Annotated in this window: 16 protein-coding genes; 6 read left to right on the forward strand and 10 right to left on the reverse strand. The window is 63.4% G+C overall.

Annotated features, from left to right (window positions below; genetic code table 11):
* Positions 1 to 64 precede the first annotated feature (64 nt).
* Entirely contained in the window at positions 65 to 424 is a 360-nt protein-coding gene (locus QMK33_RS03190) for a hypothetical protein (protein ID WP_283563100.1), read from the reverse strand.
* A gap of 376 nt (positions 425 to 800) precedes the next feature.
* Here QMK33_RS03190 and QMK33_RS03195 point away from each other — a divergent pair, with 376 nt between their 5' ends.
* The 3 genes from QMK33_RS03195 (at position 801) to QMK33_RS03205 (ending at position 6,390) form a co-directional block, all read left to right on the forward strand.
* Complete coding sequence (locus tag QMK33_RS03195; RefSeq protein ID WP_283563204.1) at positions 801 to 2,072, forward strand: exonuclease SbcCD subunit D C-terminal domain-containing protein; 1,272 nt, start codon at positions 801 to 803, stop codon at positions 2,070 to 2,072.
* Between the two features lie 65 nt (positions 2,073 to 2,137).
* Positions 2,138 to 2,596, forward strand: a complete 459-nt coding sequence (locus QMK33_RS03200) for a hypothetical protein (RefSeq protein ID WP_283563101.1) — start codon at positions 2,138 to 2,140, stop codon at positions 2,594 to 2,596.
* A 68-nt stretch (positions 2,597 to 2,664) separates the two neighbouring features.
* Positions 2,665 to 6,390, forward strand: coding sequence for an AAA family ATPase (locus QMK33_RS03205; protein ID WP_283563102.1), 3,726 nt, complete (start codon positions 2,665 to 2,667; stop codon positions 6,388 to 6,390).
* A gap of 93 nt (positions 6,391 to 6,483) precedes the next feature.
* Here QMK33_RS03205 and QMK33_RS03210 read toward each other — a convergent pair whose 3' ends face one another.
* Both QMK33_RS03210 and QMK33_RS03215 read right to left on the reverse strand, forming a co-directional pair.
* A complete protein-coding gene (locus tag QMK33_RS03210; protein ID WP_283563103.1) occupies positions 6,484 to 7,572 on the reverse strand; it encodes a DUF6687 family protein in 1,089 nt (362 codons plus the stop codon).
* A 17-nt stretch (positions 7,573 to 7,589) separates the two neighbouring features.
* Positions 7,590 to 7,925 carry an HNH endonuclease gene (locus tag QMK33_RS03215; RefSeq protein ID WP_283563104.1) on the reverse strand — a complete coding sequence of 112 codons (336 nt, stop codon included), beginning with the start codon at positions 7,923 to 7,925 and terminating at the stop codon, positions 7,590 to 7,592.
* 167 nt (positions 7,926 to 8,092) lie between these two features.
* On the opposite strand from QMK33_RS03215, the gene QMK33_RS03220 reads away from it, so the two are divergent.
* Complete coding sequence (locus tag QMK33_RS03220) at positions 8,093 to 8,545, forward strand: hypothetical protein (RefSeq protein WP_283563105.1); 453 nt, start codon at positions 8,093 to 8,095, stop codon at positions 8,543 to 8,545.
* On the opposite strand, the gene QMK33_RS03225 is transcribed toward QMK33_RS03220, so the two are convergent.
* From QMK33_RS03225 to QMK33_RS03235, 3 genes are all read right to left on the reverse strand, one after another.
* Positions 8,542 to 9,105 (reverse strand): hypothetical protein, encoded by a 564-nt coding sequence (locus tag QMK33_RS03225; protein WP_283563106.1) that lies wholly within the window; start codon positions 9,103 to 9,105, stop codon positions 8,542 to 8,544. The two genes, QMK33_RS03220 and QMK33_RS03225, sit on opposite strands and share 4 nt — an antisense overlap.
* A 935-nt stretch (positions 9,106 to 10,040) precedes the next feature.
* The gene (locus tag QMK33_RS03230; RefSeq protein ID WP_283563107.1) at positions 10,041 to 10,979 is read right to left on the reverse strand and encodes an FkbM family methyltransferase; all 939 of its coding nucleotides are present in this window, start codon (positions 10,977 to 10,979) and stop codon (positions 10,041 to 10,043) included.
* 3 nt (positions 10,980 to 10,982) lie between these two features.
* On the reverse strand, positions 10,983 to 12,479 hold the full coding sequence (locus QMK33_RS03235) for an oligosaccharide flippase family protein (RefSeq protein WP_283563108.1): 1,497 nt from the start codon (positions 12,477 to 12,479) through the stop codon (positions 10,983 to 10,985).
* Positions 12,480 to 12,667: 188 nt separating this feature from the next.
* On the opposite strand from QMK33_RS03235, the gene QMK33_RS03240 reads away from it, so the two are divergent.
* Both QMK33_RS03240 and QMK33_RS03245 read left to right on the forward strand, forming a co-directional pair.
* Positions 12,668 to 13,747, forward strand: a complete 1,080-nt coding sequence (locus tag QMK33_RS03240; protein WP_283563109.1) for a GumC domain-containing protein — start codon at positions 12,668 to 12,670, stop codon at positions 13,745 to 13,747.
* 101 nt (positions 13,748 to 13,848) lie between these two features.
* Positions 13,849 to 15,345 (forward strand): O-antigen ligase family protein, encoded by a 1,497-nt coding sequence (locus QMK33_RS03245; RefSeq protein WP_283563110.1) that lies wholly within the window; start codon positions 13,849 to 13,851, stop codon positions 15,343 to 15,345.
* Between the two features lie 24 nt (positions 15,346 to 15,369).
* Here the strand turns inward: QMK33_RS03245 and QMK33_RS03250 are convergent, their stop codons facing one another.
* The 4 genes from QMK33_RS03250 to QMK33_RS03265 form a co-directional block, all read right to left on the reverse strand.
* The gene (locus tag QMK33_RS03250) at positions 15,370 to 16,620 is read right to left on the reverse strand and encodes a PP2C family protein-serine/threonine phosphatase (protein WP_283563111.1); all 1,251 of its coding nucleotides are present in this window, start codon (positions 16,618 to 16,620) and stop codon (positions 15,370 to 15,372) included.
* A 105-nt stretch (positions 16,621 to 16,725) separates the two neighbouring features.
* Entirely contained in the window at positions 16,726 to 17,808 is a 1,083-nt protein-coding gene (locus tag QMK33_RS03255) for an ABC transporter permease (protein ID WP_283563112.1), read from the reverse strand.
* 2 nt (positions 17,809 to 17,810) lie between these two features.
* Entirely contained in the window at positions 17,811 to 18,068 is a 258-nt protein-coding gene (locus tag QMK33_RS03260) for a hypothetical protein (RefSeq protein ID WP_283563113.1), read from the reverse strand.
* Positions 18,069 to 18,234: 166 nt separating this feature from the next.
* Positions 18,235 to 20,967, reverse strand: a complete 2,733-nt coding sequence (locus tag QMK33_RS03265; protein ID WP_283563114.1) for an alpha-L-rhamnosidase-related protein — start codon at positions 20,965 to 20,967, stop codon at positions 18,235 to 18,237.
* Between the last annotated feature and the right edge of the window lie 73 nt (positions 20,968 to 21,040).

Here is a 21,040-nt window from a genome sequence, read left to right on the forward strand (position 1 = left end):
AAAATCCCGCTTGCTCAACCAGAGCAAGCGGGATTTTTTGTGCAAACACTTATGAATCAATTACTTATTTCTTTATCGACGCAGAACTGGCGCGGCCTTTATTGATGCGGCGCGTAGGCTGGCCGCCGATGGTGGCGGGGCGGCCGGTGCCAATAGTGGGCTGGTCGGCGCGCTGCGTGCCGCCGTTCACGTTGCGGGTGGGCACGCTACCCACCGGGTACAGCCGGCCACCCGAGCTGCCGATGGGCGTGGTGGCGTTGGCGGGTACGGCCCCGGCGGGCACCGTATTCAGCCCGTTGGGCATGCCGGCCGGGTTGGGCGCCACGGGTGCGCCGGCCGTACTCCTCACGGGCGTTTGGGCGTGGGCCGAAAAACTGATAGCCAACCCAAGCAGGGCGGCGCCGAAAAGCTGGCTGGTCTTCATAAGAGGCTGATTTATTCTGATTTAATGCATTGGCCACCGAAGCCAGACCAGCTGGGTAGTGCTGGTTTAGCTTACGGAAATGCTGAACAATTGAACGCGGCTCTGGCGGGCCGGCTGGCAAGTATCATCCAGCATACATTATACAATTTTTCGTACAAATATTTGATTTATAAGTAGTTAATCTTTTAAAAATTAACTGACCTGCCGCTATTTCTTCTCTGTAAACGCGCCCAATACCCTTATGGCGACTGGCTAACGATAATGAGGAGGCTTCGCACGGGGCCGGGGCCGGGCACGAACCCTTACGCAGCGTGCGCCCGCAGCGGTCGCCGGGGCAGCGGCGTATCTTTGGGTAGATTCTGTTTTGTTGTTTTTGATGCGTGTACTGCACACCGCCGACTGGCACCTGGGCCAGCATTTTCTCACTGGCCACGAGCGCCTTACCGAGCAAAAGGCCTTCCTTAACTGGCTGCTAACCACCGTGCAGGCCGAAGGCGTGGAGGCCCTGGTGCTGGCCGGCGACGTGTTCGATACCACCACGCCCTCGCACGCGGCCCAAGAGCTATACTACGATTTTCTGGTGCGGATGCAAGGCACCGGCTGCCGCGATATCGTGATAGTGGGCGGCAACCACGACTCCCCCACCCTGCTCAACGCCAGCCGCCAGCTGCTGCGGGCGCTGCGCATCCATGTGGTGGGCGGGGTGCCGGCTGAGGCCGCCGACCAGGTTATTTCGCTGGCCGACGCCGGTGGCCGGCCAGGTTTGGTAGTGGCCGCCGTGCCCTTCCTGCGCGACCGCGACCTGCGCCTGGCCGTGGCCGGCGAAACGCCCGACGAGCGCCAGCTGCGCGTGCGCGACAGCATCGCGGGCCACTATAAACTACTGAGTGAGCACGACTTAATCCGCAGCCTGCGCGAGCGCGACGTGCCGGTGCTGGCCACCGGCCACCTCTACGCCGCCGGCGGCGAGGCCCGTGAGGGGGCCGAGCGCGACGTGCACATCGGCGGGCTGGGCGTGATTGCGGCCGAGCACTTCCCAGCCGCGTTCGACTACGTGGCCCTGGGCCACCTGCACCGCCCGCAGGTGGTGGGCGGGCAGGCGCGTATCCGCTACTCGGGTTCGCCGGTGCCGCTGTCCTTCACCGAGGCCGACGACCGCCAGCAAGTGCTGCTGCTCGACTTTGCGGGGGCCGGCGAACCCCGGATTACGGCGCTGGCTGTGCCGGTGGCGCGCCGCTTACAGCGTTTCCACGGCGGGCTGGAGGAGGTGGAGGCCGCTATCCTAGCCTATGACAATGAGGCCTTTAGCCTAGTGGCCTGGGCCGATGTGCAGGTGCGCTCCGACGAATCTTATTCCGAAGTGCAGCGCCGCGTGCAGGCCGCCCTGCACGAGCGCCGCGCCCACGTGCTGGCCCCGCGCGGCGCCCGCCACCAGCGCCAAACCGACGCGCCCACCATGCTGGCCGAAGCTGCCGCGCCCATCGAGCACCTGCACGAGCTCTCGGTAGAGGAGGTGTTTGGACGGCGCGTGGCGGGCCTGCCGCCCGAGCGCGCCGCCGCCCTGGCCGCCACCTTCCAGGAGCTGCGCCAGTTGCTAGCCGAGGCCGACCCACAGGCCTGGGGCGGCGATGCGGGGGCCGACGGCTAGCCCTGGTTACGCTGCTGGCGAGTGGCGTTGTTTAGCTTTGCTTTTGGCAACGCCACTTCAAGTATATGACTAAACACTTTTACGCCTTCCTTATTTTTGGTGGGGCGCTGTGCCTCAGCAGCTCAGCCCACGCGCAGCTGCCCTTGCAGCTTTTTAACCTGGGCCGGGCGGGTGGCCGCCTGGTAAACCAGCAGGCTTCCGGGCGGCCCATCACGATGCAAGACTACCAAGGGCAGCAGTACCCCATGCAACGCACGCCCCCGGCCCAGCTACCCCGCCAGGATACGGAGCTGATTACCAACTTAGAAGCCGAGCTGGAGCGTTGCCACCTGGCGCTAGTAGCTGATGCCACCGGCCCGGTATGCCCACCCGAGCAGCGAGTCGCCTTGCAAAGCTGCCTCGCCAATCTGATGCGCGCGCGCCTGCACTGGAGCACCGACGCCTACCAGAGGGAAATGGACTTTTACTGGGTCGAGAATGCCCGCCGCCAGCAGGCCGCCGCCCCGGCCGAGCCGGCCAAATAAGCCGGTTTTTACGCCCTCTTAAATACGCCCCGGTTCGCCATAGCGCGGGCTGGGGCGTATTTTTGGGTATGAAGATTATCAGCCTGCGCTTCGCCAACCTCAACTCGCTGCCGGGGCCCTACCTCATCCGGTTCGATGCGGCGCCGCTGGCCGACACGGGCTTGTTTGCCATTACCGGGCCCACGGGCGCGGGCAAAAGCACCCTGCTCGACGCCATTGCGGTGGGCCTCTACGGCCGGGTGCCGCGCCACGACCGCCAGGTGGGCGAGATGGTGAGCCGCCACGCCGCGGGCGCGTGGTCGGAGGTGGAGTTTGAGGTGCACGAAACCAACCCCGACACCGGCCTCACGGCGCGGGTGCGCTACCGCTCGCGCTGGGAGGTGAAGCGCAAAACCCGCGGCGACGACAAAGGCGGCCTCGGCCAGGACGCCATGACGCTGGTGCTCAGCCCCTCGGGCGAGGCTGTGGTGAGCGGCAAGGAGGCCGTGCCCGCCAAGGTGGGCGAGCTGTCGGGCCTCGATTTTGGGCAGTTTGAGCAGGCCGTGCTGCTGAGCCAGGGCAAGTTTGCGCGCTTCCTGCACGCCCCCGAAAAGGAGCGCAGCGCCCTGCTCGAAAAGATGACCAACGTGGGTATTTACTCGCGGCTGTCGGTGGCGGCGTTTGAGAAAGCCAAGGAGGAGGAGCAAAAAACCAAGCTGCTCGAAGCCACCCTGCACGCCACCCGCCTGCTGCCCGACGAGGAGCGCCAGCGCCTGGAGCACCTCCTCGACGAGCTGGACCGCGAGGCGCAGGGCATTTATGACCACCAGCAGGAGCTGGGCGCATTTCTGGCCTGGCGCACCATCCTCGACCAGCTCGACCGGCAGCTGGCCGACGCTACCCGCCAGGCCACCCAGCTCGGGGCCGACGATGCGGCCCTGCAACCCCCATTTGCGCGCCTCGCCGACCACGAGCGCGCCGCTACGCCCGCGCTATCCAACGCGCTGGTACTGAGCAAGCAAGCCCAGCAAGAGCTAAGCCGCGATGCCGAGGCGCTGGCGCAGCTTGAGCGGCAGCTGCCCCAGCTGCACACAGCCGCAGAGGCGGCCAAAGTAGCTCACGCGCTGGCCGCAACCAGCCAGACCACGGCGCTCGCCGAGGCTGAACGGCTGTACCCGGTATTGCAGGAAGCGCAATCCCAGGACACGACCATTCGGGCCGCGCAAAACCAATTGGCGAAAAGCCGCGCCGCCCACGACCACGCCGCCGCTGCCCACGCCGACGAGCAAGCCGCCTGGAACCACACCCAGGCCAGCGGCCTGGCCCAGCTGCAACAGCAGCAAGCCACCCTGCACGAGTGGCTTGCTGCCCACCACCACGAGCGCGACCTCACGAGCGAGCTCACCGAAATAAATAGCCAACTACTAGATTTAGAGTTAGTTAATACCCAGCTGGCAACCCTGCAAGCGCAGCAAAAATCGCAGCTTAAGCTGCTGGCCGATGCCACCGCCGACCAGCAGCGCCACGCGCAGGCGGCCGGCGAAGCCCTGCAAAAACAACGCGCGCTGGTAGAGCAGGGCCGCCCCTACCGGGAGGAAGTGACCACCCTGCTGCGCGGCACCGATGCCGCCGCGCTGGCCCAGGACGCGGCCGACCTCACGGCCCGCCTGAGCCTGTTGCAGCGCCTGCTGCCCCAGGCCCAGGCCGCCCACGACCACACCGCCCGCGCCCAAGCGCTGGTGCAAGAGCATGCACAGGCCGCGCCCGGCCTGACCACCGCCGAAACCACCTTCGACCACCTGGAGCAACGCCGCGCCGATGGCCAGCGCCTGCTCGACAGCTACCAGCGTGAGCTGCGCGCCCAGCAGGCCCTGGCCGACCTCAACGCCCACCGCCAGCACCTGCGGCCTGGGCAGCCGTGCCCCCTTTGCGGGGCGGCCGAGCACGTTTTCGCTGCTGATTTTGAGGCCGAGGCCGATGAGCAGGAGCAGCGCGTGACCACGCAAAAAACTGCCTTAACCCAAATGAATGAGGCACTTACCACCGCAGGCCAGGAACTAGCCCGCCTGCGCTACGCCCAGCAGCAGCGCCTGGCCCGCCACGACGAAGCGACGGCCACCGCCACCCTGGCCCGCACCCAGGCCACGGAGCTAGCCGCGCTGCTCACCCCGGCCCCGCCCGACCCCGCCGACCCAGCGGCCGTCGGCGACTTGCTGGCCGCCACCACCGCCCAGCAAGCCAGCACCGACCTGGCTCGCCGCCGCCTGGCCACGCTCACCGAGGAGCTGGCCCAACTCAAGGCCGAGCATACGGCCGCCGGCGCTCGGCTAACCCAGGCGCAGGACGAGGGCCTGCTGGCCGCGGACCGCCGCCAGCAGGCGCACCTTGCCCTGCAACCCCTTGATGCCGAGCTGGTCGATACCCGCGAGCAAGCCGCTAATTACCGGGCCGTTATCCAGAGCCTGCTTACCCCGCACCAACTGCTGCTACCCGCAACTTCGCAGCGCTACGCGGGGGTGTTGGCTACGCTGCATGAGCGCGCCGACTGCTACCACGCCCGCAACCTGGCGCTGGATAAAAGCCAGAGTGACTTGGCCGCGCTGCAAAAAGAACAAGCCGTGCGCGCCGATAACTTAGCCAAAACCGCGGCCAGGCTGCAAGCCGATGCTGACAGTTTACGTATTGAGCAGCAGGCTATTGATGCGCAACGAGCCACTCGCATGGCGGCCTACGCCGGCCCCGACCCCGCCACCGAGCAAGAGCGCCTCCACCAAGCTACCAGGCAGCTGGCCAAAGCCTTTTTGACCACGCACGATGAGCAAGCCCGCCAGCAACAAGCCCTCGATAGCACGCGCGAGAAGCTAGGGCAGCGCCAAGACGACCTGCAGCGCCACGAGGCTACTTACCAGGGCCACCAGGCCGACCTGCACGCCGCCCTGGCCGCCGCCGGCTTTGCCAGTGCGGCCGAGGCCCAGGCCCTGCTGCTGCCCGAAACCGAGGCCCGGCAGCTGGCCCAGCGCCGCCAGCGCCACCTCACCGACCAGCAGGCCAGCCAGCAACTGCAAGCCAAGCTGGCCGCCGACTTGGCCCACCACCATGAGGCCGCCCTCACCGCCTTGCCCACCGCGGCCCTCACCGCCGAACTGGCCCAGCTCAACGCCGAAAACGAGAAGCTGCACCAGCGCCTCGGGGCCGCCGCCAGCCAGCTCACCCACGACGATGAGGCCCGCCAGCAGCAGGCCGAAGGTCTGCGCCAGCTGGCCGCCCGCCAGCGAGAGCAGCAGCGCTGGCAAGACCTGGCCGAGCAAATCGGCTCGGCCAAGGGCGACAAGTTCAGCCAGTTTGCCCAGGGCCTCACGCTCAGCCACTTGGCACGGCTGGCCAACCTGCGCCTCCAGCAGCTCACGGGCCGCTACACCATCCTCAAAACCCCCAACCGCAACCTGGAGCTCCAGATAATCGACCACGACCAGGCCGATACCGTGCGGCCCATGGCCTCGCTCTCGGGCGGCGAAAGCTTTTTGGTGAGCCTAGCGCTGGCGCTGGGCCTGAGCGAACTAGCTGGCTACAAGGCCCGTATCGAATCGCTGTTTATCGACGAAGGCTTTGGCACCCTCGACCCCGACTCGCTCAACACGGCCCTCGATGCGCTGGAGCGCCTCCAGCACTCGGGCAAGATGATTGGCATCATCTCGCACGTAGCCGACCTGAAGGAGCGCATCGGCACCCAGATTCGGGTGCAGCCCGGTGCCGGCGGCAACAGCACCGTGCGCGTGGTGGATGTAGTAGGCACCGAAACCAGCTGCGAGGCGTAGGGTAACCCCACTTGGCCCGTTGAAACGACGTAGGGTAAGCTTTAGCTTGCCGACGCCTGGCCCATATAGCGGCAAACGTCGGCAAGCCAAAGCTTACCCTGCATTGCGCACCTCAGCCCAGGTCCAGTACCGCTTCGGCGCCACATCAGCATAACCCCTTGTCAGGAAGGCAACTACCTCCGCCTCTACCGTTCCAGCCGCCAGGCTGGAAACGTAAATAGGTCGCCCTTCAGGGTCGGCGTAGCGCTCGGCTTTAGTGAGGCGGCGGCCGGCCAGGCGCAGCAGTGGCCCGGTATCGGTGAGGCCATCAGCGGCCCAGCGGTAACTACTGGTTTCCAGCTCATTGAGGCGGGCAGCCAGGGCGGGCAGCGGCAGGCGCGGCAGCGTGGGCCGGCTCTCCAGGTCAATCCAGGTAGTGTACTTGGCTTCCAGCTCGTAGCGCTGGCCATCGTAGAGACTCAGCACCCAATCGAAGCCCGCCGTAGGGCCAAACAGCGCGTAGTACGGCCCCGGCTCGGGCGTGCGGATAACGACCAGGCCAATTTCGGGGTACTCGCTGCGCTGCGTGAGCGGCCCTTGCAGCGTGGCCACGGCCTGCTTCACGCGGGCGTACTCCGGCTCCCAGGCGGCGCGGCCCACCTCTGCAGTCAGCAAAACCTCGGCGAAGCGCGGCAAAAACCAGGCAAATTTTTCGGCCGAAGCCTCATCCTCGCGGCGGCGGCGGGCGGGCGCGCCAAAGGGCTCGTAGAAATGGGCTTTTTCCTCGGCGTTGAGCCAGCACACCAGCTGCAAGGCGTAGTCTGCCAATGGGTTAGCCCAGTCTAGCTCGCGAAAATCACCCAGCGTGGCTACCAGGCGCAGCAGGGGCTCGTGGGCCACTGCCAGCGTGGGGTTCAGCAACGCCCACACGCCAATGAAGCCGTCGATATCAAAGTGATTGGCCGTAACGGCGCGTGCCGCCAGCCCCGGCGTGGCGGGCGCGTGCAGGGCGCGCAGGCACGAGCCCGCGCTGGTATCGTCGCGCAGGGCGGTGGGCGTGGCGGCCCCGCGCCAGTGCGCCAGCGTAATGGCCGCCCCCAGCCCGGTACTATCGACCACGATGGTGGGCTGCCGCCGCAGCTGCCCAAACGGCACGAAGTATCGCCCTTGCTCGCTGGCGATTAGCAGTTGCTTACTTTCCATAATTATCTATAAATCAATTATTTATTACCACGGCGATTACGAATTTTCTCTACCTTGTTTTTCCGAATCCAGCTGAGGTAGCCTTGCAGCTCGGGGGCGGCGCGCAGGGCTTCTACGGTGTGGTAATACTGGGCCAGCGCCCGGTTAGTAAGAAAGCGGTGCACGCTGCTGTGGCAGGGCTGACACAGGTCCACTACTTCGCCGTGGCGGCCGCCCTCTTCGCGGGGCACGAGGTGGTGGCGGCTGGTTTGCTGCACAGCCCGCTCGCAAAGGCCGCAGTGGGTAGTGGGCGGGCGCTGGGCGCGGGCCGCGGCTTCGGCGGCAGCCTGGGCAAGTTGCTGGCGGCGGGTCACAAAATGGTGGGCAAATAGGATTAACTGGGCCGGTATTTTACCCTATTGGCCCGAAGAAGTTGCGTACTGAGCAAATAGGTGACTATATTGACCACAAATTAATAACTTAGCAATTTAGCGATTTGTCATTTATCCATTATTTTCTTTAACTCTTTCCTTCTTTTCTGATGGCATCATTCACTACTTCTCTCCTCACTGGTGGGCTGCGCCGCTACGCCGCAGCCGCGGCTTTATTGGCGGGCGGCCTGGTGGCTACGCCGGCCAAAGCGCAAACCTGGATGGTATCTACCACGCCCTACATTAAACTGGGCGTGCTGGATAAATACAACGCGCTGGGCGGCTACAGCGCCGTGTTTATTGTAACGGACGAAAAAACAACCAAGCAGTTTTTGCTGACGAAAGTGGTGGCCAAGGGCGAAAACGGCGTTGACGTTTTCTTCCCTACCGAGCCCAGCGACCCCGAATACTTCAAAAACATGGCCGGCCTGGCGGCCCAGCCCACCCCCGGCAGCTATACCTGGGAGTGCCGGGTAAACGGCAAGCGGGCCGTGGGCGGGCATTTTGTGTACCCCGAAACGGGCAACGACATCACCGTGGTGGGCGCGGCCGCCAAGCGCTAGCCGCGCACCACGCGCATGTAGGGCACTGTATCGGGCAGGGGACCGAGCAGGTCGGCCAGGGCTTGCAGGAAACGGCCGGCCGTATCGGGCCGGCCGGCGGGGGGGCCGGGTGCGTGGTGGCGGTGGTGCTCGCCGCGCAGCTCGCCCAGCACGGTAGGCGTGCCGGCTTCTTCGGGGCTGCGGCCCAGGGTGGCTTCCAGCAGAAAATAGCGCGGCAGGGTGGCCTCCAGGCTGGGGCTGAGGTCATCCTCGTCGTCGTCCTCGTCATCGTTGGGGATGCGGGAGTGGTCGTCGGGGTCGGCCTCAGCCTCGTCGTACACGATGGCCACCAAGTGGGCCTCGCCGGTGGCCTGGGGAGCCGGCAGCTGCAGCAGCGCCGTGGCGCGGCCAGCCAGTTGGTGCCAGCTTAGCTGCAAGCTTCTGGGGGCCACGCGCTCGCGGGGTGGCAGGCTCTCGGCGGCCTTATCCCACATGTAGAGCAGCAGCTCGCGGGCCAGCAGCGGGTCGGCTAGCTCGCGGCGCACGGCGGCGGGCCGCCGCCACACCAGCTGGGGCAGCATAGAATAAGCAAATTGATGCGGGTGCGGGCGGGCCATTATAGAAGGCGTAAAACGTTTTTCCAGGGTTTGCGAAGCTGAATCAGCTTCGCAATTGATTGTTAGAGCGGTTTCCGCTTGGATGAATAGAATGAAGAATTAAAAATTTGACTAACAGATTTTTAATTCTTCATTCCTCTAAAAACTGCACACTGTTGGGTAATCCGCTCTAAAGTAGGCCTTACACCAAATCGTTTGGTACTGCGAACACGTTGCGCCTCAAGCCAGTGTGTGCGGGCCGTGCCCGTAAGGCACCTGAGTGCTTGTAAGCTGGCTGCAGCACAACGACGGCCGCTCTGGCGCAGGCCCCACTAAAGCAGCTTATTATGAATTACTTGAAAGAATTTATTCTTCTGGCAAATCACCATATACGCCTGTGTGCCTGGCAAAACCCGGTTGCCAAATCCATCAATTCCAGTATTTTATCCTCCTCCTGCTCGCTAACCACCAGGCGTCGCAAGTGCGCTAAAATACGCAACGCATCTTGCTGCTTACCACCTGACGCTTTAAACTGGTGAAGTACCTGCACTGCGCCTACCAGCGAGCCAGCTTGCCACAATTGCTGCTTCAGCGCTTCTTCTACTATCCTGTCAGGCTGGAGCAATAGCTGTTATCAATCTATAAATCAAAAAACTGTGCAAGCCACGTAGCCAGACAACCTATCTGCTTCCTCTGCTCAATTGTTGCCAGCAAGCTACTGGTTCATTGTGCAAGGGCTTTCAGCCAGCTGGCACCTTAGCCGCCAGGCGGGCCCAACGGCGCAAAGATAAAACCTGCTGCCAAGCACAGGCCGGAGCGTTGCACCAAGCAGTGCGGCCGCTTTACGCAGCCGCAACCCGCGCTAGATTTCTTCCTACTGCTTTATTAGTAATCAACTAATAGGCGCGAGACGGCCCACGTTAAGCCCGGGCTTTCAGGAATACAAAATTATCAGAATCAATACCTTGTGCCAGCAAATAGGCATCTACGTTGGGGCAGGCAATGGGCAAGCCTTCGGAGCTGATGCGGTGGGCCTGGTAGCCCAGGTCGGCCAGCAAGGCAGCCGCTTGCCGATGCTCGGTGTTGTGGCGCTTGGGCTCCAGGTACTCCAGCACTACCGCGGGCGCGGCGCGGCGCAAGAGCTCAGCAGCGCCTTTAATCACCTTAAACTCAGCCCCTTCCACATCAATTTTGATAATGGCGGGCGGGCAGACCGCCGCGGCAAAGACGCTGTCGAGGGTGGTGGCTGCTACTTCAATCTTAACCGGCCGGTCGTTCTTAAACCATTTTTCTTCTGCGAACTGACTTACATCCAATGAGTTGAATTCATTGTAGTGCACCGGAAACTCGTAGAAGGACAGCCGCTCCTGCGTGTCTGATATGGCGCAGTGGTGCGCCGCCACAGTGGGCACCGCTGCCACATTGGCCGCCAGCACGGCGTAGGTAGCGGTTGAGGCCTCGAAGGCCACTACTTGGCCCGCCGCGCCTACCAGCTGGGCCGCCAGCAGCGAAAAGTAGCCAAAGTGCGCCCCTACGTCGGCAAAAACGGCTCCTGGCGTGAGGTGCTGAATCAGAAACCGGGCCAGCCGGATTTCCGAATCGTGCGATTTGCCACCCGTCAGGTAAATATCGGTGCTGGCGGGCAGCACCACCGTCATGGGCATGTTGAAGAAGGTGAGAGCCTGGCGGGCCACGCCTTTTTTGGTGCGCCGGTAGCGCAGCAACCGAAACCCAAGGGCATAGATATAACGCCCCCGAAGGCGGAGCAAGCGCCCAATCTTAGGCAGTGCTGCCAGCTTCTCAACGCGGCGGAGCCGCTGCAGCAAGTCGCTGGTAAGCAAAGAGGAATGAGGTAACATAAACTACGTAAGAGGTCCGCTCTCAGCGGCCGGGGCTGGTGCTGAAGGCCGGAAAAACGCTCTGATTTCGGCCAGCGGCACCAGCCCCAGCCCCAGGCTAATGGCTACAAACCAGCCGGCCGCCAGGGCGCTTTCGGCCAGCCAAGGTAGCACCAACAAGTGCTGCAAGCCGTACCAGCCGGCGCACAGCAGCCCAAAAGCCAGCCCCAGCCGCCCCAGCAGCGGCCACGGCACGGCTACCTGCGCCCGGTGGTGCACCAGCCACACGCCCCCCCCCGCCACCAGCGTGGCACACAGCAGGGTGTTGGCGGCGGCGGCCACGGCCCCGTAGTGGGGAAGCAGCCACAGATTCAGCCCCACGTTCAGCGCCAGGCTAAAGGCTATCAGGCGGCTCACAATCTGCACGTAGTGCGTGCTGTTGAGCAGGGTGCTGTAGATGACAAAGAAGGACTGCACCAACACATTGATAAACAGAATTTTGAGGCAGAGCGTCATGCGGGCCACCTCAGCGGCGGTGCTGTGCGTGAACTGCCAGAACAGCAGCTCGCCCCGAAACAGCACAAACGCGCAGGCCAGCAGCATGGGCAGCGTTACGATGCGCTGCCCAAACCAGAGCAGGGCCTGCTGCTCGCCCCGGTTGTGCAGGGCGGCCGCAAACCGGGCAAAAAACAGCGGCATCAGGGTCCAAACGTACATGAGTACGGCATCGACCCAGCGGTAGGCGCCCGCGTAGTAGCTGGCCTCGGTGGGCGAGGCCAGCCGTTCGAGCATCACCATATCAATGCGCTCGTTGGCCCCGTAGAGCAGCGTTATCAGGGCAAAAGGCAGGGCGTCGCGCAGTACGCCGCGGGCGTGGCCCCAGTGCCAGTGGTAGCGCACCCGCCCATACAGGCGGGTCATAAGGCCATAGAGTAGCATTGCCGTGAAGGCCGCTGCCGCCAGGCGGGCCCCCACGTACACGTTCAGCGTGAGGCCCACCGGCAGCAGCGCCAGCACCAACACGAGCAGCAGCGCTTTTTCGAGCACCGAGAGCAGCGCATCGGTGTTGAAGCGCTGGTTGGCTTGCAGCGTACCCCGCAAAAACTGCCCATACTGGGTGAGCAGTAGCCCCGCCCCCACCGCGGCCAACAGCCCCAGCTGGCTGCCCCGGTAGCCCAGCAACCCGCCAAGGGCCAGCAGCAGTAGCAGCGCCACGCCATTGAGCAGCCCCCGCAGGGGCAGAATAACCGGGAAATGCGTGCTCAGGTAGGTAGGCTCGGCGGCAATGCGCTTCACGGTGTAGTGCGTGAGGCCCACATCGGAGAGGGTAGCCAGTATCATTGTCAGCGACGAAAGGGCCGTGAAGGTGCCGTAGGCCACGTGCCCAATTTGGTTTTGCACGAGGCTCTCGACCACTACCCAGCCGGGTTTCACAAGCAGGTTAACCCCAATTGCCAGGCTGATATTTCCAAAAAACCGTTTGATATAGTAGCGAATAAAAGACCGAATAAAAGACCGCAAAGCTACTACGGGTAATTAGGCCAGGCGAGCGCTGGCAATTTTACTACCCCGGCCGGGCTGGCCGCTTCTTGGGCGGGCACAACGAGCCAGCCGGGCCCGGCATAGGGTACCAGCCAGGGCAGTTAGGCCATTATCTTTGCCAGAAGTGGCAAAGGGCTGCCTATGCCGCCGTTTTCTTTTTATAGTCTATGTCCCCCGATTCGCGTCCTTCCTTTGCCATGGCTGGCCTGCTGGCCATTTTTCATCGCTGGAAATATCTTTTGGCCCTGGCCGTAGTGCTGTCTGCTGCGATAAGCATTCTGGTATCGTGGACTTTACCCAATATTTACAGCTCCACGGCTGTTTTCCTGCCTACTTCGCCCCAAAGCACTGACCCCGACCGCCTGGTGGAGGGCTCGAAGCTGGAAGTAGGGGCCCGCTCCGAGGACCTGGACCGGGTGATTACCGTGGGGCAGTCGCTGCCGCTGGCCGAGCTCATGATTCGCCGCTTCAACCTGTATGAGCACTACGACGCGGGCCAGCCCGGTACCGACGCGGCCGAGAATAGCGTGCTGCGCGAGTTTACTTCCAACCTGAGCATCGTGCACAATGAGCGCGACGCCATTGAGCTCACCTTTCAGGACCGCGATAAGAAGCTGGCCGCGGCCGTGGCCAACGCCATGGTGGCCGCCATCGACTCGGTGAACCAGCAACTGACGCTGGAAAACCGACGCAACGTGTTGCAAATCTATCAGTTACGCTCTAATCAGCTGGGGGTTATCTACGAGACTACCCGCCGGCAGCTCCTTACTATGCGCCAGCGCTACGGGGTCTATTTCCGCACCGAAGAGCAGGGCCGATACCTCAGCAAGGAGATTATCGAAACCGAAAAGGAGCTGCGCCTGGCCGAGGGCGGCGGGCCCGGCAACGCGGCGGGCCTGCGCCGGGCGCTCAATGGCCTCACCAAGGCCGATGGAGGCAACCCCATCAACCTGGAGGGCTGGAACAAAGGCGTGGACTCCGTAACGCTGCTAAGCCTGCGCATTACGGACCTGCAAACCCGGCTGATAGCCGCGCAGGGCTCGTTTGAGCAGGCCGAAACGTCGCTGCGCAGCCGGGTATCGTCGCTGTACCTGGTGCAGAAGGCGTACCCCGCCACCCGCAAGAGCAAGCCCTTCCGCACGGTTATCGTGCTGGGTTCGGTGCTGCTCACGCTGGCCCTTTCCGTGTTCATCATCCTGCTGCTAGAGTTGTACCGCCGCCGCCCGTCCACGCCAATTAGCAATTAATGAAGTACCAGGCAGCCCGTAGCAGGTAGCAGGCAGTATTCGCTACTGCTTGGTACCTGCTACGGGCTGCCTGGTAATCAGTACCTATTACTTGATTTGCCATGCACCAGTTATTGCTCCGCCTGCGGCCCGTCGATGCTAGCCAGCGGTTGTTTTTGGCTTTTCTGGGGCTGCTCCTGCTGGGCGGGCTGCTGGCTGGGCTGCTGAGGGAGCCGCTGCTGCTGGTGCCGGCCCTGGCGCTGCTGGCCGTGGTGCTGGCGGCCACGCGCTGGCAGTGGCTCTACTACGGCTTGTTTCTGACGCTGCCTTTCACGCGCGAAATCGGCCTGCCGGGCGGCTTTAGCATGGATGTGCCTTCCGAGCCGCTCATGCTGGCGCTGCTGGGCTGCGTGCCCTTGGCGCTGCTGCTGGCCCCGGGTGGGCTGGGCCAGTTGGCCCGCCGCGAGTGGCGGCACCCGCTACTGCTACTGCCCTTGCTTATGCTGGCCTGGTCGATGCTTGACACGGTATTTTCGACCAACCTGCTGAAATCGTGTAAATACCTGCTGGCCAAGTGCTGGTACCTGATACCGTTTTTGCTGGGCACGCTCCTGCTGGTGCGGCGCCCCGCCGATTTTTGGCGGGTAATGGGTATTTACGCGGCGGCCACTGCGGTAAGCTTGTTGTGGGTGTTGCCACGCCACGCCAGCGTGGGATTCAGCTTTGCCAAGGTAAACTGGGCCATTCAGCCATTTTACCGCAACCACGTTACCTACGCTACGGTGCTGGCGCTGCTGCTGCCGCTGGTGGGCGGGCTGGCGGCGCAGGCGGCCACGCGCACCCAGCGGCGGCTGTGGCTGGGGGTGGGCACCATCCTGCTATTTGGCCTGCTTACTTCCTACACGCGCGCCTCGTGGCTGTCGTTGCCGGTGGCAGCCGTTTTTTATTGGGTAATGCGCTTGCGCCTCACGCGCATAGCTTTGGTAATAGTAGGGCTGGGCATGATGGGCTCGGCGGTGTACTTTGTGAGTGGCGAGAACTTCATGCGGTTTCGGCCCGACTATGAGAAGACTATCTGGCACGGCGGCGACTTCTCGGCGCACCTGGCCTCCACCTATAAGTTTCAGGACGTATCGGGCATGGAGCGGGTGTACCGCTGGGTGGCGGCTATTGGCATGATAGCCGACAAGCCCATTACCGGCAGCGGCCCCGCCACCTTTTACCCTGAGTACAAGCGCTATACGGTAACCAGCTTCCGCACCTACGTGAGCGATAACCGCGAGCACTCCACGGCCCACAACTACTTTATATTGCTCACGGCTGAGCAGGGTTTTCCTGGCTTGCTGCTATTTTGTGCCTTGGTAGCCACGGCCTTGCTCACGGCCGAGCGGCTCTACCACGCGAGCCGACACCGGCCCGAAGTGCACGGGGTAGTGCTCGTGGCTTCGCTATCCTTTGCCATCATTCTCTTCCACTTGTTTCTCAACGAGCTGATTGAGGTTGACAAAATCGGTTCCGTTTTTTTCCTGTCATTAGCTGTACTTATTCGGTGCGGCACCTGGCTGGAGGGAGGTACTGAGGTGAAGAAATCAGGAAGTGAGGAGGTAATGGGGCGATGATGTTCTTTTTACCCCCTCACCCCCTCATTTCACCCGTAGGCTCAACATCGTTACGTCGTCGGCGAAGCGGTCGCCGGTCGCGTTGAAGCGCTGGATATCGTGCAGCATTTCCTCGTGCAGGCGCGGCAGCGGCAGGTAGCGGTTGTGGGTGAGCGCGCGCAGCACGCCTTCCTCCCCAAACTCTTCCTGCTGACTATCAAATACTTCGGTGAGGCCGTCGGTGTAGGCGAATAGCAGCGAGTGGGGCGGCATGGCAGCCAGGCCCACCTTAAAGCGGGGCAGGTCGGGCATGATGCCCAGCATCACGGTGCCGTCGTGCAAGGGCTGGGGCGGGCCCACGTCGGGCAGCAGCAGTGGGTCGTTGTGGCCGGCGTTCACGTATTCCAGCACCTGGGTGCGGCGGTCATGAATGGCCAGAAAAGCGGTGATAAATTTCTCGCCGCCCGAGTTACGAAAGATGAGGTGGTTGAGCTCGTGCACGCAGGTCATGAGGTCCACGTTCTGGCGCAGCAGCGTGCGCAGGCCCGCTTGGAAGTTGGACATCAGCAGCGAGGCGGGCACGCCCTTGCCGCTCACGTCGGCCACGCAGATGAGCAGCCGGTGCTGGTCAATTTCCACCACGTCGTAGTAGTCGCCGCCTATCTCGGTGTGGGGCTGGTAGGTGGCGTGCAGGGCGTAGTAGGCATTGTTGGGCAGGTGCTGCGGAAACAACAATTGCTGCACCTGCTGGGCAATCTCGATTTCGCGGCGCACGGTGGCCTCGGCCACGAGTAGGGTTTCGCGCTGACGGGCCAAGCGCAGGTTGGCCACCGCCCCAAGCAAAATATTACTCAGCGTTTCGAGAAACGAAAGTGCCTCACTACTAGCATATTCGCCATGCAGCGTACCTATAAAGACCAGGGCCTGCACCATGTCTTGCTGGCGCACGGGCACCAGCAGCTCAAAGTTGTGCCAAGCGTGGCCCAAACCCAGCTCCTGCACGGCGCACGAGGGGCCGGGGCACCAGTGGCCCACCTCGGCAGGCATAAAGTGGGAATCGGCGGGCAGGTCGGTGCCGAAATTTACCTTCAGCCGGTAGGCACCCTCATCGAGCACATACAGCGCCACGCGGCGCACCCCCAGCTGCCCAATGAGCGTGAATTGGTAAATCTTGTACAGGTCGGCCTCGGCCGAGTTGTGGGTGATGGCCTGCGTGATTTCGAGCAGCGCCCCCAACTCGCGCTCCTTCAGAAAGAGGCGTTTTTCGAGGCCAACGAGGGCGGCGGTGTTAGGCATGGGGCAGGTACGAAGGAGGCCCGCCGGCACTAAAGCCGGGCGGGCGCAGAAAAAGAGAAGGTGCCACAATGATACGCGCAGCCGCCCAACTGGCGGGCCACGTGCTTAAGTGAGCGAGGTTTTGGGGTCGAAGGCATCGCGCAGGCCGTTACCCAATACGTTGAAACTCAGCACCAACAAGCTAATGGCCAGGCCCGGCAGCGCCGTAAGCCACAGGCCAGCCTCGGTGCCCAGCAGGTCGTAGCCCTCCTTCACCATCAGGCCCCAGCTGGGGGCGGGCGGCTGCACGCCCAGGCCCAGGAAGCTGAGGCCCGCTTCGAGCAGGATAGCCGCCGCGAAGTTGCTGGTAGCCAGCACAATAACGGGCCCACGCAAGTTGGGCAGCAGGTGCACAAAAATGAGCCGGCTGGTGGGCAGCCCCAGCACCCGCCCGGCCTCAATAAACGTGGCCGAGCGCAGGCTCAGCACCTGCCCGCGCACCACCCGGGCCACATCGACCCACATGGTAAGGCCCACGGCTACAAAGCTGACCCACACGCCTTTACTGTCCAGAGCCAGCGAAATGCCAATGACCAGCATAATACCCGGAATGCTCCACACCACCGTCATGAGGCCCAGCAGCAGGCTGTCAACCCAGCCGCCGAAGTAGCCCGCTACCGCCCCCACACTCACGCCCAGCACCAGCGAGATAAGCACCCCTACCAGCCCGATTCCCAGCGAGATGCGCGTACCCAGCAGCAACCGGCTCAGCTCGTCGCGCCCGGCTTTGTCGGTGCCCAGCCAGTACGTGCGAAGGAGTGAAGGAAGGAGTGGGTTTGCGCTGGTGGCTACCTCGTCTTTAAATTGGGGCGGGCGGCCGTGCAGCCACACTTGCAGCGCGTTGCCGGGGGCCGGCGCGTTGGCGTTGGGCACCTGCCGGATGGTAGCCACGAAGCCCGGCGGCTGCTTTTGCAGCTGCACAAGGCCGTTGTTGGCATCGGGCGAGTTATCGGGCAGCACCCAGTAGCCGAGCAGCGCCACCAGCGCGCACAGCCCGATAAACACCAGCCCGGCCACGGCGGGCCGGTTGGCCCACAGGCGCTGGCGCACGTAGTAGCCGGGCGTGCGCGCAGGCGGCGGCACTACCACGGCGGTATCGGGGGCGGCGGGCAGGGTAGCGGGCGCGGTCGTACCCGGTTGGGCGGCCACGGCTAGCGGGTGTTGTGTTGCAGCAGGCCTTCCTTGGAGGCCAGGTAGCTGGCATCCTGGCCCAGCGCGCCAAACGAGGTGGGCTCGTAGGCCAGCTCAGTGTCGGGGTCGGGCCAGTAGTAGCGCACTAGGCCACGCTCCAGCAGGCGGCTCAGCACGGGCAGCAGCTCGGCGGCGGGCTGGCCGGTTTTTTCGAGCAACACTTTAAAGGGAGTCACGAAATACAATTCGTCCAGCAAGTCAAATTCGGCGTCGGTCATAGGGAGTAAAAGTAAGAACTGCTTCGTAGTAGTTTGTCATTGCGGGCGCAACGCGGTGGAGCTTGGCAATCTTTCCTTCACGCTGGGGTTAGTAATCAAATGCCGAGGACGACCAGGAAGGCTTGCCGCACTCCACTGCATTGCGCTCGCAATAACAAACGATTTTTTATTTATCAATTTTCCGCACCCGCAGGTAGTCGAGCATGGCTTGGTTCACGGGGCCGTTCATATTGGTGTTGGCGGCCTCGTAGGTGAGCACGAGCGTGTTTTTACCCTTCACCAATTGCACCAGCACGGGGTTCGAGAAGCCCCAGCTCGACCACTCCGCTACCCCGCGCTGGGGCAGCACCACGGTGCCCAGCAGCGCGCCCTGGCCGTTGCGCAGGGTGCGAATGGCGCACTTATTATTGGTATTAAGGGGGCCGTTGCCGTTGGCGTAGCGGAAATCGAGGGCATACTGCCCGGCCTCCGGCACGTCTACCGGAATGGTGAGCCGGGTGTTTTTGGCCGTGCTCACCTCCACAAAGCCCTTGCCGCTGAAGCCTTTGTAGGCGTAGGCCGCGGCCGGGGCCAGGGTTTCGAGCTGCACTTCGGTGGCGGGCGCGCCCACCGGCAGCGGCTCGCTGGCAAACGATTCGAGGCCCTGGCGGTCGATGGCCAGCACCTGGTACTCGGCGTAGGGGCCGGCCGGCACGGCGTAGGTGAGGGCACCGCTGGCGTTCACGGGCCGGCCGTTTTGGAGCACGCGGTAGGTTTGCGCACCTTCTATGGCGGCCCAGCGCAGCTGGCCGTTGGCAAGGGTGACCTGCGGCGTTTCGGGGCTGAACAGGTTGGCCACGCGGGTAACTTTTGCCGCGGCCAGGGCCTGGCTTTTGAGCGTTATGCGCAGGGCGTGGGTGCCAGTGAGCGTGGCGGGCACGGCTGCGCCGGCCAGCGGCTTGCCATCCAGGGTAATCTCCTGAATCTCCTTACCATAGCCCGTCAGCTCAATGTTGAGTACGGCCCGGCGGTATTTGAAATTGGTGAGCTTGCGCATACCTTTAAACGCCTGCGGCACAAAGGGTTGAAACACCAGCCGGTCGGTTTCGTAGTGCAGGCCAAACAGCACCTTGTACACCAGCCCCAGGCTGCCCGAGAGGCTCCAGAGCATGTTGCTGCTGTTGACCTGGGTGCCGGCAAAGTCGCCGTTGCTGGCCACGAAGTTTTCCTTGTTGGTCAAAAACAGCGCGGCCGGGCGATACACGGCGGCCATGCTTTCGGTGAGCGATGCCTCGTTGCCGGCCTTGGCGGCAGCCAGGGCCCAAAAGCTCTGCACGAAGGGCCACACCGCGTCGTTGTGGTAGGGTGGGATGCCCGGAATCTGCGGGTAGATGCACGGGATGCCGAAGGGCGTGGTGGGCGTGCTAGCCACCACCGTTTGGGACCGCGCCGCATCGGCCACGCCAAAATACACGCTCAGGGCCTCGCCCAGCGCCTCGGCCCGGGGCGACACCACCGGGAACACCCGGCCGTAGCGGTACTGCCCGTAGTAGCCCGCCTTATCGAGCCATAAGTGCTGGTTGATGGCCTGCTTGATGGCCCCGGCCACCTGCTCGTGGCGTGCGGCCACGGCGGCCTCGCCCAGCTGCCGGGCCATGAGGGCCAGCACGGTATTGGCCTGAAAATGAACGGCGTTGGTGCCCAGGTTTTCGCTCTGGTAGATGTCCGCGGGCTGCATCCAGCGCGGGTAGGTCTGCTCGCGCCAGTCCAGAAACGACGACTCGCCGCGCACCAGGCCGGTGGCGGGGTCGTAGGCGTTTTGGGCGTCCTCTTCCAGCGATTTTTTGACGACCGGGTATACCTGGCGCAGCCAGGCTTCGTCGCCGGTCACCTTGTACACTTCCCAGGCGGCCACGGCCCACACCACGCGGTCGGTAGAGCACGGGTAGGCCCCGCCGGTGCCCGTGTCCTGAATAATGCGGCCCTCGGGGCTCACCTTGCGCAGCAGGCTCTTCATGGCCACCTTAGGCTGCAACGTAGCCTGGGCCAGCAGGATAGAGTAGCTCACGTCGCGCGTCCACACGCCCGCCCACTCCTTGCCGGTGCGGAAGGTGCTATCCGGCTCCACGGCGCGGCGCGCCTCCTCCAGGGCCAGGTTGTAGAGCGCATCGGCCAGCGGATACTCGGAAGTATACTGCGGAAAATCGTCGGTCTTGATGGATTTTTCCCACTGCTGGGCCGTGGTTTTGGCGGCGGCCGGGGCGTTGAGCGTGAGCGTCACTTCGTAGATGCCGTCGCCGTTGGGGTCGTGCATTGCCAGCTCGGGCTTGTTGGCGAGGTTGTCAAAATCCCAGCTCAGCGGCGCTTGCCCACCGGCCACGAATACCTGTTTAAAGTCTTGCTTATAAAGCTTTTCGCCCTTGAAAGTAGTGTAGTAGCCCTGCTTGGCGAAGGCAGCCAGCACGGGCCGCAGGTCGAGCCTGATTTTCAGCCTGGTATTGGGCGCCAGGCACTGGCCCGCGGGCTCGGGGCGGGGGTCCACGTAGCGCTGGCCGAAGGCGATAACCGGCGTTTCGACCACCGCGCCGGGCGTGGCCGGCAGCGCCAGAAAGCTATTATCCTGGCCCGAGGCCAGCTCGTTGTCCTGGCCATTGAGGCTGAACTTAAACAGGATTTTGGGGCTCTGGCGCTCGTTGGCCGGGCTGCGGTAATTGGAGGTGAGCGCGGTGGCCGAGGTGGCGCGGGCGTGGTTGGCGCCCTGCACCACGCTATCGGCATACAGCGTGTAAGCGGCTGATTGCCAGATGACACCAGATTTTTCTGCGCTGGCATCGTCCCCCGCGCCGGGCTTTGACTGGCAGCTGGCCAGCAGCAAGCCACTCGCCAGCAGCACCGCGCCCGCTTCGCAATAATTCATCATGCTATCTTGTCTAATTCGATTTTCAAGCCAGGGTACGTACCCCGGTCCGCCCGGGCCCCCCGGCCCACCGTTT

Source organism: Hymenobacter sp. H14-R3, from assembly GCF_030063445.1.
GTDB lineage: Bacteria > Bacteroidota > Bacteroidia > Cytophagales > Hymenobacteraceae > Hymenobacter.